The 18,128-nt window shown below is 50.3% G+C and carries 1 protein-coding gene; it reads right to left on the bottom strand.

From position 1 onward, the window contains the following. Positions 1–17,883 (bottom strand): SDR family NAD(P)-dependent oxidoreductase, encoded by a 17,883-nt coding sequence (locus QGP82_RS01605; RefSeq protein ID WP_499056774.1) that lies wholly within the window; start codon positions 17,881–17,883, stop codon positions 1–3. Positions 17,884–18,128 lie beyond the last annotated feature (245 nt).

Genomic DNA, 18,128 nt, shown 5'->3' with positions numbered 1-18,128 from the left:
CTATACCTCCGCTTGAATTTCGCTGAGTGTTTGGCCGAGCATGGCCGCCAGTTCGTCTTCTGAAAGATCATCCAGCGCCTCAGCATAGTTGTCTAAGTCATCTGGCCCCGCTGCAGCAGGTGGTGGATCGTCGGGTATCTCATCCTTCGCCAATACCGGTAGCTGTTGGGTCAGGTATTCGACTAAATCCTCAATAGTGTTGTAGTTAAACAGGGCTGTTGCGGACAGTCGATAGCTTAAGCCTGTCTGTAGCCATTGTCTGAGTTCGGCAATCATGAGTGAATCGATGCCTAAATCAAACAGGCCGGCCTGTGGTTCGATTTGGGTGGGATCTGATATACCGAGGACCTGGGCTAGTTGCGATCTCACCCGTTCAATCAAAAACTGACGACGCTGGGCCCGAGGCAACGCTTCCAACTGCCGAATCAACCACCCTTCCTGGAGACCTGGAGACTTAAGCGGGGCTACATCCTTAAGCACGGGCATTGTTGTTCCCACTGTTGCTCCCATTGAGGTTTGGCCGAACCATTGGGACCAGTTCACAGAGATCACCCCAACTTGAGGCTGATTCAACTGGAGGGCTATCGCCATGGCTCCCATGCCCCGATCAATATCAATGGACTGGAATCCTAAATGCTGTAAACGGTCTAGTTGAGGTTTTTCCAGATGCTGTGCCATGCCCCCCGTCGCCCAGGGTCCCCAATTCAGGCTTAAGGCAGGCAATCCTTGACCATGGCGATAATGGGCCAACCCATCCATAAAGGCATTTGCCGCTGCATAATTTCCCTGACCAGGGGCACCCAAGAGGGACGCCGCCGAAGAGAACAGAATAAAAAAGTCCAGCGGCTTATCTTGAGTTAAACAATGGAGATGCCAGCTGCCTTTCACCTTGGCCGCCATCACCTGTTCAAAACGTGACCAGGTTTGATTCTGTAGCAAGCCATCGTCCAAAACTCCAGCGGCATGAACAATACCTCGTAAAGGTGGCAGCTGTTGATCAATCTCACCCAGAATATTCGCAAGAGACTCTTTCTGAGCAATATCTCCCTGCACAATAGATACTTTAATGCCAGTTTTTTCCAAATCCTCAATCATCGCTTGAGCCATCTCCGATGGAGACCGTCGCCCCATCAGCACCAGCGACTCTGCCCCCTGCTGTGCCAACCACTGGGCCACTTGCAACCCCAGAGCTCCCAAGCCTCCTGTAATTAAGTAACTGGCTTGGGGTTGAAAAATCTGAACTGCGCTGTCAGGCGATTTCGCGTTTAATTGCCTCAGTCTTGCCCCATGGCGCTGTCCCTGGTGATAGGCAATGCGGTTTTCGGAGTCAGCATTTAACAATTCCTGAATCAGCACAGACCAATTGCCTTCTTTTAACGAAGCCGTTTCTAAATTCAGCAGTCGACAATGCAACTCGGGCTGCTCTAACGCAACCACCTGTCCCAATCCCCACAGTGGAGTCTGCTGAACTTGATGGGTATTGCCCAAACTTTGAGCATTTTGAGTCACTAGCCATAGTGGGGGCGGCTCATCTATCAATTCAGATGCTAGCGCCTGCACCAGATACAGCGCACTTTCACAACTCAACTGTAGACTCGCAAATACATCTTCTGAATCCTCAAGGTTTTCTAAATCACTCTCTAAACTCCACAGGTGGACAACCCCTTTGAGATTAGGGTTAGCCTGGGCAATCGTCCTTAGTAACTGTTGAAATGACTTAGCCTGGGTTGGGCATACCTGATAGTGGTCTGTTGCTAACTGCTGAAAATCGTCTCCTGGTGAAACACAAATACAGTGCTGTTGCTGTTGCGCCATCACAGCGGTCAACTGTTCTCCCCAGGTTCCTGCAGGCACAAACATTAGCCAGGTCCCTGACTCTTGGCTAACAGTAATCTCCTCTATCTTTGACGGTTGCCAGTCGATTTCATAGAGCCAGTCCTGAAGATTGTCTTGTAACGTTCCCAGAATCACCTCTCGGCTGGCTTGCCTCACCTCAAATCCGTTGATGCGAGCCACCACCTGCCCACTGGTATCCAACAGCTGCAAATTCCAGACCTGCTGATCAGCCGATATCTCTTTTTCCGGATCCAACTGACCATGACACCATAACCGCTCTCCCTGGGGACGGGCAAAATAGGAGAATCGCTCCATCTGAAATGGCACCCACGTTCCTTGCATAGTTTCCTCCGCACCTTCAGCGATGCCAACGGCAACCAATGCCTGGAAACAGGCATCCAGCAATCCTGGATAAAGCTCATAGCCATCATCCTGCACTCCGTCGGGGCGGACTAACTGCCCTAACACCTCACCCTGGCCTACCCAGGCTGTTTCCATCCACTGAAAACGTGTTCCCAACTGAATATGTCGTTGATCCAGGCTTTCATAGATGGCAGCCCCGGCTACCTGCTGGGTACATCGGTCCTGAATAGCCTGAATTTCAATCCAGCTAAATTCGCCATTGGTACTGGACGTCGATAAGATTCCGGTTGAATGAATCCCATGGTCATCGCCCTGTAGGGCACTGGGGCTATCGCTGGACGAAGGGTTAAAGCTAATGACTTGAAACTCCCAACCTTCCTGGTGAGGCGTCAAAACAGTTTGCACGGTGCGCGCTTGCTCCTCAGCAATGGCCAGGGCTTGGGGAAAGAGCACCTGGGTCATCTGGAATGTTCCTTGGGGAAATGTGAGGCGGGCAGCCGCTAACAGGAGTGAGAGATAACACGCCCCAGGCACAACCACTTGCTGAAATACTCTGTGGTCAGCTAGGAAAGGAATTGATTCAACACTAAAGTGCGATTCGAAGAAGATATCCTTGCTTAAGGGAGATTGGAATTTTTGAGCAATTAGCGGATGGTGTGTCCCTAAAGAAGCCGCTGATTGAGATAGTGAACTGCCATGGACAGTCGCATTTATAGCGGTCTCTACCCAGTAACGTTGTCGTTGAAATGGGTAGGTGGGTAAGGATACTTTGCGCCGTTGGGGATAGGCTTGATCAAAGCCTGCCCAATCGATGTCCCAACCTCGGACATACAATTCTCTCAGACTGGCTAGCATTTGCTGCCAATCACTTTGGCTAGATCTAAGGGATGGCAACCAAACCTTCGCACTATCGTCCGACAAGCATTGACGTGCCATCCCTAACAGGATCGGTCGAGGTCCACATTCAAGGAAAATATCAATCTCCTCTTGCCGTAAACGCTCCATGCCAGCAACAAAGTTGACGGGGACCAGGACATGGTCACACCAGTACTCAGGGGTAGCGACGTCATCAGTAACCACCTGGCCAGTGACATTGGAAATTAGTTTAAGCTTGGGCAGCGAATAGCTGATCTGCCGGGCCACCTGCTCAAATTCAGTCAGCATCGGAGCCATTAGTGGGGAGTGGAAAGCATGGGAGACCTGTAGCTGTTTAGTCTTAATGCCCTGGGTTTCTAACTGGTGCGCAATGGCAAGAACAGCTGACTCTTCTCCTGATATCACCGTACTCTCCGGTCCATTGATGGCGGCAATGGTGACATGCTCCACCATCAGTTTATTCACCTGTTCGGGAGAGGCCATCACCGAAACCATGGCCCCACCTGAAGGCAACTGCTGCATCAACTGCCCCCGCATTGCAGTCAGCTTCAAACCATCTTCCAGGCTAAAGACATCCGCAACGCAGGCGGCCACTATCTCACCGATACTATGGCCCATCACCACAGATGGCTTAATTCCCCAAGATTGCCACAGTTGATACAGGGCATATTCAATCGCAAACAGGGCCGGTTGAGTATACGCCGTTTGATTCAGCAAATCATTGTCTTGAGCATTGTCTGGAATATTGCCCTGATCCGGATAGAGCACATTCAATAATGGTCTCTCTAAATAGGCATTAAGAATTTCACTACATTGATCAAGACTTTGTTTGAATGTCGGTTGAGTCTCATATAGCTCACGAGCCATATTGACAGACTGTGCCCCCTGGCCAGTGAACAACATGGCCAACCGTGAAGCCTTACTATTGCCAGATTGTCCTAAACGGATATCGTCTCTCTGATTTGATTCTCTCAGCTGTTTCAGTTGATCAGACACCTCAACTAAAGACGTCCCAGCTACAGCCAGACGGTATTTGAAATGGGCTCGTCCCGTGTTCACCGTGTAACAAATGTCTGACAGTGTTAACTCTGGACGATGGTTGATATATGTCTCATATTGTCCAACCAGGTCCTGTAAGGCTCTCTCTGTTTTGGCTGCCAGGGTCAGTATATGCCAAGGGCGCTCCATGGATTCTGACACGGGCACAGTATCAGGTGCTTCTTCCACAATTACATGGACATTGGTACCACTGAGACCAAAGGAACTCACCCCTGCTAGTCTAAATTTCTCTCCACGCTGCCAGGACTGTATTGTTGTTGGTACAACAACAGGGATTTCGTCCCAGGCAATGCGTTGATTGGGTTGCTTTAGATGTAGATGGGGCGGAATCTTCTCATGCTGTAAAGAGAGAATCACTTTGATTAACCCAGCAATGCCCGCTGCCCCTTCGGTATGGCCAATATTGGTTTTAACCGAACCAATCATTATCGGAGAGAACTGGTCACGATGTTTGCCATAGGCTTTCACCAACGAATTGATTTCAATGGGATCTCCTAACGCGGTTCCGGTCCCATGGCATTCCACATAGTCGACTTGAGTGGCTTGCACATTGGCATTGATAAGGGCCTGTTCTATCAACGTTTTTTGAGCTAATCCGTTGGGTACCGTCAAACCACTGCTAGAACCATCGTGATTGACGGCAGAGCCCCGAACTAGAGCCAAAATTTGATCGCCATCCGCTTGGGCATCACTCAGGCGCTTAAGAACAACAATGCCGCAGCCTTCACCACGCCCATACCCATCGGCACTATTATCAAAGGTTTTACACCGACCATCCGGTGAATTCATCTGGGCTTGGGCTTCGAGCACACTCATCTCGGGTGTCAGCATCAGGTTAACCCCACCCACTAAGGCCAGGTTACTCTCCTGATTACGTAAACTCTGACAAGCTAGATGACAGGCCACCAGAGATGAAGAACAGGCTGTTTCGACGGTCAATGTGGGGCCATTGAGACCCAAGGTATAGGCAATCCGACCTGCCGCTAAGGGTGCACCGTTGCCAGAACCAGTATGAACGTCTACGGTCTGAGCAGCCAACTGGCCATAGTCATGGGTCATCATGCCAATGAAAACACCGGTTTGAGTCCCTTTCAATGAGATCGGCGACACTCCGGCATCTTCTAGACTTTCCCAACACACTTCCAACAGCAATCGATGTTGAGGGTCAAGACTCCTGGCTTCACGGGGAGAGATTTTGAAAAATGTGGCATCAAATTGATCGACATCGGAGAGAAAGCTGCCATAGCGGGTATACATTTTGCCAGGGACATCCGGGTCAGGATCGTAATATTGTTCAATGTCCCACCGATCTACAGGCACCTCAGTGACGGCATCAATTCCCTGTTCTAGCAACTGCCAAAAATCAGCTGGATTGGTGGATTGTGGGAACCGACACCCCAAGCCAATGATGGCAATGGGTTCAGTGCTATAGTGTGCCGCACCATCAGATGCGGCCACATCTCTCCTGGATGTCTCGGCTGAAGTCTGACGTTGATTCTCCAGGTTATCCTCACTCCATTGCAAAACATCTTGAACGAGATAATTTACCAGGTCATCCAGGGTGTTGTAGTCAAACAGATCTGTCGCCGACAATTGACAGCCCAAGCAAGCCTGTAGTCGATTGTTCAGTTCCAGGATCATCAGGGAATCTATCCCCATGTCAAATAAGCCGGTGTGAGAATCCAGGGTGGTTGAATCGGTAATACCGAGGATCTGAGCTACTTGTAACTGCACCTGGTCCATCAACAAAGCACGACGCTGTTCCATGGGGACAGTCTCTAACTGCTGACGTAACCATCCTGTCTGAGAGGATTTTGAACTGTTAGGAAGCACTGCTCTCAGCAACGGCATCTGAGTAGCCGTTGTTCCCTGGGCTGACCACTGCGACCAATTGATGGGCAGTACGCCCACTTGAGGCAGCTCAAGCTGAAGACACTGTTGCAAAATGGAGATACCTACCTCAAAGTTCAAGGGTTGGAATCCGGCTTTCTCGAAGCGGCTTAGCTGTGAATTGTTCAGCTGAGCGGCCATGCCATCCCCTGCCCAGGGTCCCCAATTAATACTCAGGCCCGGTAATCCCTGGGCACGACGATAATGGGCTAAGCCATCCATAAAGGCATTAGCAGCAGCGTAATTCCCTTGCCCCAAGGAACCGAGTAACGAAGCGGCTGACGAGAAGCAAACAAAAAAGTCTAACGGTTTATTCTGAGTTAATTGATGGAGATGCCAACTGCCCAACACTTTGGCCGCCATCACTTGTTCAAACTGTGGCCAGTTCTGATTTTGCAGCAGGCCATCGGCCAATACCCCAGCTGCATGAACAATTCCTTTTAGTGGGGGTAACTGGGTGTCAATTTCATCCAGCACCCTGGCCACATTTGCCGCATTCGCCACATCTGCCTGGACCACCGAAACAGTTACCCCGACTTGCTTGAGATCATGGATGATGGCTGCAGCCGTCTCCGAGGGCGCTCGTCTTCCCATCAGCACCAGGGAGGTGGCACCGGATTGTTTCATCCATTGGGCAACCTGGAGACCCAATGCGCCCAAACCTCCAGTAATCAAGTAACTGGCATCCGGTTGCACCCAATTCTCTTGACTAGAAGCAAGGGCGGTTTCTACATCGGCAGCATAGGGTTTCAATCGAGCAACATAGCGCTGGTTCTGGTTATAGGCCACCAGATTCTCTGCGTCAGCACTCAATGCTTCTTTCACCACAAGTTGCACCGCTTCCGCAATGGCAGACTCCTCATCCAAATCAAGTAAATGACAATGCAGTTCGGGATGCTCTAGCGCAATCACCCGCCCCAGACCCCACAGTGGAGTTTGCTGGATTTGAGGAATCTGTTCTCTGCTCAAACATTGACTACCCTGGGTAACCAGCCATAGGGTAGGAGATTTCTCCTGTGATATCAATGCCTGCAACAACTGTAGAGTACTGCTGCAGGTTATCTTCAGGCTGTCGGCTAAGTCCTCCATGTGGCTGGTTAAGCTCCACAAATGCACAATACCTTGTAGCGCGATACTTTGCTCATTAAGCTGTTGAAAGAGTCGCTCAAACCCATCGTCTTGGTTGGGACAGACCTGATAGTGATGGTCATCCAACTGCTGGAACGTTGTGCCAAGGGAGACCACTACACAGGACTGACCTTTGTGAACCAGTGTTTCTTTTAGTTGTTCTGCCCACTGCGCAGTAGGTACCAACAATAACCAGGTACCCGCCTCAGATAATATTGATTGAGGTTGAAGGTCTAACGCCTGCCATTGCAATTGATAGAGATATTGACTGGTATCCGCTTGTAAGTACTTTAAGAAACGCTCCCGTGGCGCACGCTTGAGGGTAAACCCATCAATACGACCAAAAGCCTGACCAGTCTCATCGAGCAGATGAATGTCATAGGCACGGGTTTGCAACTGTTCATTGATGCGTGTGGCCTGATTCACATAGGCATAGAAACGTTGAGGGGCAGGACGCATCAGGGTTACCTCGTCTACCTGCCAGGGAGCCCAGAACACTCCAGGCTCATGGTCAACATCAAACAGGTCTGCGGTTAGACGGGTACAGGCATCGAGCAAGACCGGATGAATCGGTTCATTGGCTAGGTGGGAAGCTAGAACCTCTGGCACCATAATTTCAGACAGGGCGATGCCATTCCCCACCCAGGCCTGTTGAACTACCGCCAGCATCGGACCATAGGTTACAGAGATACTGCCATAGAGTTGATTTAGAGTATCCGCTGTAATCGGGGCTAATTGTTCCTGCAAATGGGCAATATCCACACGCAGAGGAGAGAACAATTGAGGGGTATCCTGCACGGTCAAACTGGCATGCTGATGCCACTGGTCTTGTTGAGTTGCATCCCGACTAAACACATCAACCCGACAAGAGTTCATTTTCTCAGCCGGTTGTATCACCAGTTCTGTTTCCCGTTCACTGTTGGGAGAGGCTAGGAATAAAGGCTCAAGGAAATGAACAGATTCAATCGTGGCTGGCAGTTCAAGGGTTGCCAGGGTCATGGCAATATAGCTCACCCCTGGAATGACGGCTGTATCATAAACCCGGTGGTCATTAATCCAGGGATATTGGATGAGATTAATGGTTTGATGGTAAATCGTTTGTCCGGTGGAGGCCAACTCTAATTTGTTGCCCACTAGCACATGATGGGGCTGACCGAGCAGACTTTGATGTTTAGGTACGTCAACCCAGTAACGTTGCCGTTGGAAGGGATAAGTGGGTAAGGCAATTTTACGGCGTTGGGGATAGTCTTTATCAAAACCAATCCAATCAATCTTTACCCCACGAACATGGAGCTGACTCAAGCTAGAGAGCATCTGTTGCCAATCATTTTGGCCTGCTCTGAGAGACGGTAGCCAGATTTTCTCGTTATCTTCTGGTAAACATTGTCGTCCCATGCCCAACAGAATCGGCTGAGGTCCACATTCCAGGAAGATATTAATTTCCTCCTGCTGCAAGCGCTCCATGCCAGCCGCAAAGTTGACGGTCGAGAGAATGTGCCGACACCAATAGTCAGGGGTCGTGACTTCTTCAGATACTATCTGTCCGGTGACATTGGAAATTAGTTTGAGTCGGGGCGGTGAATAGCTAATCTGTCTGGCCAACTGCTCAAAATCGTCCAGCATTGATTCCATCAAGGACGAATGGAAGGCATGGGAGACTTGCAGCTGTTTGGTCTTGATGCCCTGGGTTTCAAGCTGTTGAGCAATGTCTAGCACCTTAGACTCTTGACCTGAGATAACGGTACTCTCAGGTCCATTGATAGCGGCAATGGTGACATTGTCTGTCATGAAAGTACTAAGTCTTTCAACAGAGGCCATCACCGAGACCATCGCTCCCCCCGCAGGTAATTGCTGCATCAGCTTGCCCCGTGTGGCACTGAGTTTCAAACCATCTTCTAGACTAAAGACTCCAGCAATACAAGCTGCAACAAGTTCACCAATACTGTGACCCATCACAACAGAAGGGACAATGCCCCAGGAATGCCACAGTTGATAGAGGGCATACTCAATGGCAAATAGGGCCGGTTGAGTATATGCCGTTTGATTCAATAGAGCATCGCTTACTTCTGTACTCTCATCTGGATAGAGTATTTCTAATAAAGGTCTATCCAGATAGGTATTGAGAATCTCGCTACATCGGTCTAAAGTTAGTTTAAACGTGGGCTGATTATTATAGAGTTCTCGGGCCATATTGACATATTGTGACCCTTGACCGGTGAACAGTATGGCAACTTTAGGTGTTTCAGCTGTCTTGAGAGTCCCCTTAACCAATTCCGATTCCACTTGTCCTGCAGCAAATGCGCTGAGTTGCGCTGCCGCTGCTGTTCCGGTTTCTGCTACCACAGCCAGTCGATGGCCATGAGCCAATCGTCCTGTACTGGCACTGAAGCATACATCTGCCAGGGATTGTTGAGGGTGACTCTCGAGATACTCATGATAGCGCTGGGCTAACTGCACCAAACTCTCTTCAGTCTTGGCTGATATTGTCAGCACCTGTAATGGGCGGTCTACGGGGGTCTGAATTATTTCCGTTGGCATCGGCGCTTCTTCGATCACCACATGGGCATTGGTCCCCGTAAAACCAAAGGCACTTACCCCCGCTAACCGTTGCCCTGGGCTGTTCCAGGGTGTTAATTCTTGGGGCACTTGTAGCCAGTCTTGCCAATCAATCTTTGGATTGGGCGTATTCAAATGCAGGTGCGCTGGAATTTGCTGATGCTGCAATGAGAGCACCACCTTGATCAATCCTGAGATACCTGCCGCTGCTTCCAAATGTCCAATGTTGGTTTTAACCGAGCCAATCAACAGAGGCTGTGTTGCGTTGCGATCTTCTCCTAGAACAGCCATGACCGCATTCAACTCAATGGGGTCACCCAGGGAAGTGCCTGTGCCATGGGCCTCTAGATAACTTACGTCTATTGGCTGTACTTTAGCCTGGGTTAACGCTTGTGTGATTAACCGTTGCTGTGCCTGGCCATTGGGGACAGTTAAGCCACTGCTTGGCCCATCCTGGTTTACCGCACTGCCGCGAATCAACGCCAAAATCGGGTCGCCATCCCGTTCAGCCTCGCTCAAGCGCTTCAGCACAATCATGCCACAGCCCTCGCCTCGACCATACCCATTGGCACTCTCATCAAAGGTCTTGCAGCGACCATCTGCCGATATCATTCTGGCTCTGGAGGTGCCAATGTAAGCGTTGGGGGTCAGATGTAATTTCACCCCACCGGCCAGGGCCATATAACATTCGCCCAGGCGTAAACTGTTGCAGGCTTGATGGACGGCGACCAGGGATGAAGAACAGGCGGTATCCAGGGTCATGGTAGGTCCGGTAAACCCCAGGGTATAGGCCAGTCGGCCTGCGGCACTGGAGATATGATTGCCGCTACCTGCGTAGGTCGCCAGGGGACTGTCGGGAGATTGTTGCAGATGTTGCTGGAGCAGTTGCTCATAGTCATGACCATCATTGCCGACAAATACCCCCACCATTGCTTCGGAGAGACGCTCTACTTTTTGTCCGGCGCGCTCCAGGGCTTCCCAACTGACTTCTAACAGCAATCGATGTTGGGGGTCTATGGCAACGGCTTCTCGGGGAGAAATACCAAAGAAGCTGGGGTCAAATTGGTCCACACCTTCGACAAAGTGGCCATAGCGAGTGAGTATCTTACCAGTGGCTTCCGGGTCCGGATCATAGTAAGCATCAATATCCCAGCGCTCGAGGGGAATCTCATTGCGGGTATCTTCACTGGCTTGGAGCAGCTGCCAGAATTGCTCAGGTGAATCAATTCCACCGGGTAGGCGGCAGCCCATCCCTACAATCGCTATAGGTTCATCTAATGCTTGGCGCTGTGGGGGTAACGTTGTTTTATCCTGGGACTGATCAGTGAGTTGTAGTACCTCTATGGATAGGTAACGGCTGAGCTGTTCAATATTGGGAAAGTCAAAGGCCACCGTAGTGGGCAAGGTTACCCCTATTAATTGAGTGAGACGGCTGCGCAGGTCCACCGCCATCAGCGAATCCATTCCCAATTCGAAAAAGCCCACTTGAGGATCGGGCAGAGACGTGGAAGAGAGTCCCAATACACGGGCCACTTCTTGTTGAACGGTGTGCTTTAGACGCTCAAGTTGTTCTGCTCTTGGCAATGACAGAATTTGATCCATCCAATCCGTCTGAACCGGGGGCTCGGCTGCTAACGACTCTGGTTCAACCAACGGGTCTAATAAGCTTCGATGCCGACCGGTCTGATAAACCGCATTGAATTGTTGCCAGTCCACGGCGGCCACTACACATTGCTGCGCTGAAGTGCTGAGCAACTGTCCTAAGGTAGCTGTCATTTGGGGCAATGACAGAGGAGTAATGCCAATTTCAGAGAGTCGTTTTACCTGGGAGGCGTCAGCCTGGTTCACCATGCCACTGCCTGCGATCGCAGACCAATGTACCGTCAGACTGGGTAACCCCTGACCCTGTCGATAGTGACTTAACAGATTCTGAAATTCATTGGCGGCCCCATAATGGGCCTGATGCGCCGACCCCCAAACGGCAGCAATCGAACTGAAGTTGACGAAAAAGTCTAAATCCCATTCCAAACTGAGTTGATGCAGATTCCAGCTGCCTTTTACCTTAGGAGCTAACGTCTTCGCCAGTGTGGACTGGTTCAATGACTCAATGGGATGTAAGTCACCATCAATCCCAGCGGCATGGATCACCCCTCGCATGGGTGGCCATGACTCGGATAATGGGGACAAGGTTGTTTGCAGCGCCATGGCATCATTAATGTCCACGACAGGCATAACAACCTGACAACCTTGCGATCGCAACTGGGCAATGACGGCTTCTTTTTCTGGGGTATTGGCCCCCTGTCGACTTACGAGAACCAGATAACGAGCCCCTTGTTCCACCAGCCATTGGGCCACAGTCAGCCCCAAACCACCCAGCCCGCCACTGAGCAAATAGCTACTCTCCGGATCAATTGTTAATGGGGTATCTGGTTTAGGCTGAGTGCGTACCAGCCTGGCCACATAACGTTGATGATTCCTGCGATAGGCAACTTGTTCTTCAGTGTGATTGGTTAAGACTTCGGTGGTCAGCCATTGGGCATGGTGCTCCATCGTAGCCTGACCATCCAGATCGATCAGGCCGCCCCATTGATGGGGATGCTCCAGGCCAAAGATGCGCCCCATGCCGCGCACAGGAGCCTGGACAAGAGCAGGTCGGTCAGTCTCCAAGGCCACTCCATCCTGGGTCAATACCCACAACTTGGTTTGGGAGAGTTCAGGTTGCCCCACCAGGCTTTGCATTAGATGTAGCAATTCGGTACATTGCTGGTTGACTGTTCTAGATAGAACATCTGCAGTAAGGTCTGTTAAATTAATCTCTTCCAGACTCCGGAGCCAAAGAATACCGGCAACTGGCAAGGTGTTGGTCTGGCTTAGGTGGGTCCATAGTCGGGCATAGGCATCAGGACTATCCGGCTGCAGAACATAGTTAACGTGGTCATTGTTCTGGGGCAGTTCCTCTGCTAAAGTCACCAACGTACTGGTTTGGCCATGGTGGTGTAATTGGGATGCGATCGCATCCCCTAGCTCCACAGATTGAGTAAAAATTAGCCAGTGGTGAGGCTGATATTCGTCTATAGCAGGAGCTGCTTGCTGCTGCCACTGGACTTCATACAGCAAATCCTGGACCGATTGAGCAGCCAGTTGTTGCTGATGGACTTTGACCAACTGTTCTATTGTCTCTGTAGCAATAGGAGAATGATTCTGGGTTGAGAGCAGCTGGTGGAGTTGAGAGATATCTCCTTGGTCTAACAGTTCAGTGACCTGGGAACTACTGTTTGAAGCAGTTTGAATCTGCTGTTTGGGAGTATCAACCCAATAGCGTTGCCGTTGGAACGGATAGGTGGGCAGAGAGACTTTGCGACGTTGGGGATAGTCCCGGTCAAAGCCAGGCCAATCAATATCTACACCTTTACTATAAAGCTGTCCCAAACTGGAGAGTAGCTGCTGCCAGTCACTTTGACCAGATCTAAGGGAAGGTAGCCAGGCTTTCTCCCCATCCTCTGATAAACATTGTCGGCCCATGCCCAACAGAATCGGTTGAGGCCCACATTCCAGGAAGATGTTGATCTCTTCTGACTCTAAACATCCCATGCCAGTAGTAAAGTTGACCGGGGCAAGAATGTGACGACACCAGTACTCAGGCGTTGCCACGTCATCCGTGACCACCTGGCCTGTAACATTGGAAATCAGTTTGAGTTGAGGTAATGAGTAACTAATCTGTCTGGCCACCTGCTCAAACTTATCCAATATCGGTGCCATTAAGGGGGAATGGAAGGCATGGGAGACCTGAAGCTGCTTAGTCTTGATTCCTTGGGCTGCCAACTGTTGCGCGACAGCTTGAACCGCAGATTCTTCCCCTGAGATCACCGTACTCTCAGGACCATTAATGGCGGCAATTGTCACGTCATCCTTAGCCGCCAACACAGATTTAACCTGCCCCACAGCCGCCATTACCGAAACCATGGCTCCACCAGCGGGCAACTGCTGCATCAGCTGACCTCGCATGGCACTGAGTTTCAAGCCATCTTCTAAGCTAAAGACGCCAGCGACACAGGCGGCGACAATTTCGCCAATACTGTGACCCATGACTACTTTGGGTGTAATGCCCCAAGATTGCCAGAGTTGATACAGAGCATATTCCAGGGCAAACAGAATGGGTTGGGTATAGGCAGTTTGGTTAAGGGGAGATGTGTAATCAGACTGTAGGGGCTGGCCTTGTGCCTGCCTTGGATCAATGTGTAGGGGCTGGCCTTGTGCCTGCCTTGGATCAATGTGTAGGGGCTGGCCTTGTGCCTTCCCTTCTTCCGATATATTCGGGTAAAGGATTTGGAGAATATCTAGATCTAGATAAGGGCGTAGACTGTTGTTACAGTGGTCGAGAATCTGCCGGAATAGTGGTTGGGTCTCATATAGTTCTCGTCCCATCTCTGCATACTGGGAACCTTGACCAGTAAACAGAAAGGCGACGTTGGGAGTCTGTTGAACGCCTGCTCTGCTTCCATTCCCTACTGTCGCTGATGCCTGGCTGTTATTTCTTAATTGCTTTACCAGCTCGGGTACAGAGACAGCGGTTAGCGCTAACCGCTGTCTAAAGTGAGATCGACCTGCATTAGCGCTAAAGCAAAGATCGGCTAAATTAATCTCTGGATGAGTGACAAGATAGTCACAGTACTTTTGGCATAGCTCTGATAACGCTTCAGGGGTAGCAGCAGATAATCCCAACAGGTGTAACGGACGGTCGATACCTGGGGAAGTGATACTAGAAGGCTTTTCCGAAACCGCTTCTAAAACAACATGGGCATTGGTCCCACTAAAGCCAAACGAACTCACTCCGGCTTTCCAAGACCCGGTCTGATGCTCCGGCCATGGTCTCGTTTGAGTCGGTACTTGTAAACCATTCCAATCGAAATGGGGTGTGGGTTGCTGTAGATGCAAATGAGCCGGAATCTGACCATGTTGCAAGGATTGCACCACCTTAATCAACCCAGCAATCCCAGCTGCCGCCTCCAGATGACCTAGATTTGTTTTCACTGACCCCACCCATAGGGGCTGCTGTTTTTGATCCGATGCTTGATCCGATGTTTGATCCGACGATTGCCCGGCAGCCATGACTGTTTGTATAGCAGTTAACTCAATGGGATCTCCCAACGCTGTTCCAGTGCCATGGGCTTCAACGTAATCAATCTCTGCGGGCATTACGCCTGCATCCAACAAGGCTGACTGGATCACCTGTTGCTGAGCTAAACCATTAGGGGCCGTTAATCCATTGCTGCGACCATCCTGGTTCACCGCTGACCCACGAATAATTGCATGAATTGGATCGCCATCCTTCAATGCATCCGACAATCGCTTCAGGAGAATCACGCCGCAACCTTCTCCGCGAACATATCCATTGGCGTCAGCATCAAAGGTTTTGCATTTACCATCAGGCGTTAACATTTGTGCCTCAGAGAGGGCAATACTGTTCTCAGCGGTCAAAATTAGATTGACACCGCCTGCCAGAGCCTGTTCACATTCTCCCAGACGCAAGCTTTGACAAGCATTATGAACGGCCACTAAGGATGAAGAACAGGCCGTGTCAATTGCTACACTAGGGCCTGTCAAGCCCAAACTATAGGACAGTCTTCCAGCAGCGGTACTAAAGGCGTTCCCGGTGCCAAAGTAGGGGCCCACTTCTCCAGCTTGTTCTAGCAGCCGGGTATAGTCATGGGTGCTAATGCCAATAAAGACACCAATCTCTCTCCCGGAGAGTCTGCTAGGAGCTTGAACAGAATCTTCAATGGCTTCCCAACTCACTTCTAGCAACAGTCGTTGCTGCGGATCTAGACTGATCGCTTCTCGGGGTGCAATACCGAAAAACGATGCATCAAATATGTCTACTTGTTCAAGAAAACCACCATAATGGGTGGTACCAGGGTAACTGTCAATCGCCCAACGGGTGGATGGTACGGTTGTGATCACATCGTCAGCCCCCTGCAACAATTGCCAGAAGTCTTCGGCATTATTGATGTTGTTGGGAAATCGACAGCCGATGCCAATAATTGCGATCTCAGATGTGAGCGTCTCCGTTGCCCCTTTACTCCCCCTAAGCTTTGTAGGAACATTGCCTTTTTCGGACGTTGGTTCACTTAGATATTCGGATAGAGCCGCAATGGTGGGATAGTCATACAACAGAGTGACCGGTAACGGTCGCTGCAACCAGTCCTGCAATTCTCCTGATACTCCCACAGCGGTTGCCGAATTGAGACCATATTCTGCCAGTGGTCTGTCTCCACTGATTTGACCAGGCTCAAGGTTTAGGTGTTGAGCTAACTGAGTAACCAACCATTGATGAATCTGTGACGCGGTGGGATGAGAATTATTGTCTTGGGTCGTTGGGGCAGACGTGTGCCACTCGGCATGGGGGGCTGCCATTGGTTGAGTCTCTTTAACATCCTCAAACTCTTCATGGGCCATCGCCGTCAAACTTCCATTTAAGAATGCGCTGCGGCAGGCGCGTCGCTGAATCTTGCCGCTTGACGTCTTTAAAATACCGTTGGGTTTGAGCAACAAAACACTTTGGACCTGCAGGTCAAAGGTTTCTGATATGGCCCGCCGCATCGCATTGATCACCTCAGGGCCATTGAGCTGACGCAGGTAACTGCGTTTTACTTCATGGAGAACAACCAGCTGCGCCTGTTCTCCCACCTCAACAGAAAATGCCGCCCCACCACCAGGTTGCAGTGCTGGATGACTCGCTTCAGCAACTTGCTCAATATCTTGGGGATAGTAATTTTGTCCCCGAATAATGATCAGGTCTTTTAGACGTCCAGTGATAATCAGTTCCCCTGCCACCAGACCACCCAAATCACCCGTTCGCAAAAAAGGCCCTTCCTCGCTCTCCTCTAGATAGGCCTGAAACGTTAGCTGAGTTGCGTCTGATTGTTGCCAATACCCCTGGGCAACACTTTCACCCGCCAGCCAAATCTCACCGATCTCTCCCTCAGCACAACGTTGCCCAGTTTGGGGATTAACAATACGCACATTCAAGTCTGAAGGAGGAATACCGCAGCTCACCAATGATTGAGTCTGAGTCTGAGGTGACCCAGTCTCGACCACTACCTCAATCTGTCCCGCAGTCAAACTTGAGGTACTGACGGTCAAAGCCTTTGGTACCTGGTCAATGGGGTGCCAACTGACCCCTAATGTCGCTTCCGCCAAACCATAACAGGGCATAAAGGCCCGTTGCTGAAACCCACAATCCTTAAAAGCAGCAGCAAACTCAGCCATGATTTGCGCTCGAATGGGTTCAGCGCCATTGTAGGCTACCGTCCAGCTACTCAAATCCAGCTCTGCCTTTTGCTCAGGTCGAATTTTTTGTACACAGAGTTGGTAGGCAAAATCCGGTGCCCCCCCATGGGTGCCCCGAAACTTACTGATTGCCTGCAGCCAGCGCACGGGCTTCTGCAAAAAGGCAGTGGGTGACATTAAGATTGACTGACAACCCACATACAGCGGCTGAAAAATACCGTTAATCAACCCCATGTCGTGATAAACAGGCAGCCAAGACACGGATCGACTGGCAGCAGAACTATGGGTAACCGCTTGAATCAGTTTGCTATTGTGGAGCACATTCCCATGGCTAACCATCACTCCTTTGGGTTGCCCGGTGGAGCCTGAGGTGTATTGCAAGAACGCCAGGGTATCGGCAGTGATGGCAGGGATTGCCAAGGAACCCAGCGATTGAGAAGGCTTGATATCTTCCGTGATTAAAACCGCTAAATGGGTAATGTGAGAATAGTCTGCACTTTGTTTTTGGAGCTGTTGCCAAATGTTGGTTGTGGTGAGTACAACTGCAGGTTGGGCATCGTTTGCGATCGCACCCAAGCGCGACCGCCGCTGCTTTCGTCGCGGCGGATTGGCAGGCACCGCAACAATACCTGCGTATAAACACCCCAAAAATGCTGTTATAAATTTTAAACTTGGAGGATATAAGAGTAAGGCGCGCGCTCCAGGTTGCGTAATTTGCAATAATTGCCTTGCGATCGCCTGGGCCTGTTGTTCTAATTCTTGATAACTGAGCTGGTCAGACTCTACTTCCCCATCCTGCAGAAACGTATATGCCGTTTGACCTGGTTGATAGGCAGCACGATAGCTTAGTAATTCAATAAGATTAGAAGAACCTGGGAGTTCCATGGGTTTATCAGAATGATCTACAACAGCGTGCCCTATCCATCGTTCTCAATCTGAGAACGAAACAACAAACTATAGAATTTCTAAAATTTTCAACTTAAAACTCAAGATTGGCCAGCGCACAGCTTGCAAATACTAAATTTTTTTAAGACTGGATCGTTCCTGTCTTAAAAACTTCAGTATGTAATTATGTAACACTGAATGAATCACACTCATCGTTCAATGTTGTGGGCGAAAAACAAATAACA

Source organism: Leptothoe sp. LEGE 181152, assembly GCF_032906605.1.
Lineage (GTDB): Bacteria > Cyanobacteriota > Cyanobacteriia > Phormidesmidales > Phormidesmidaceae > Leptothoe > Leptothoe turfae.
Note: the sequence above shows the minus strand (reverse complement) of the source record. Positions and strands in the feature narration are given on the sequence as shown.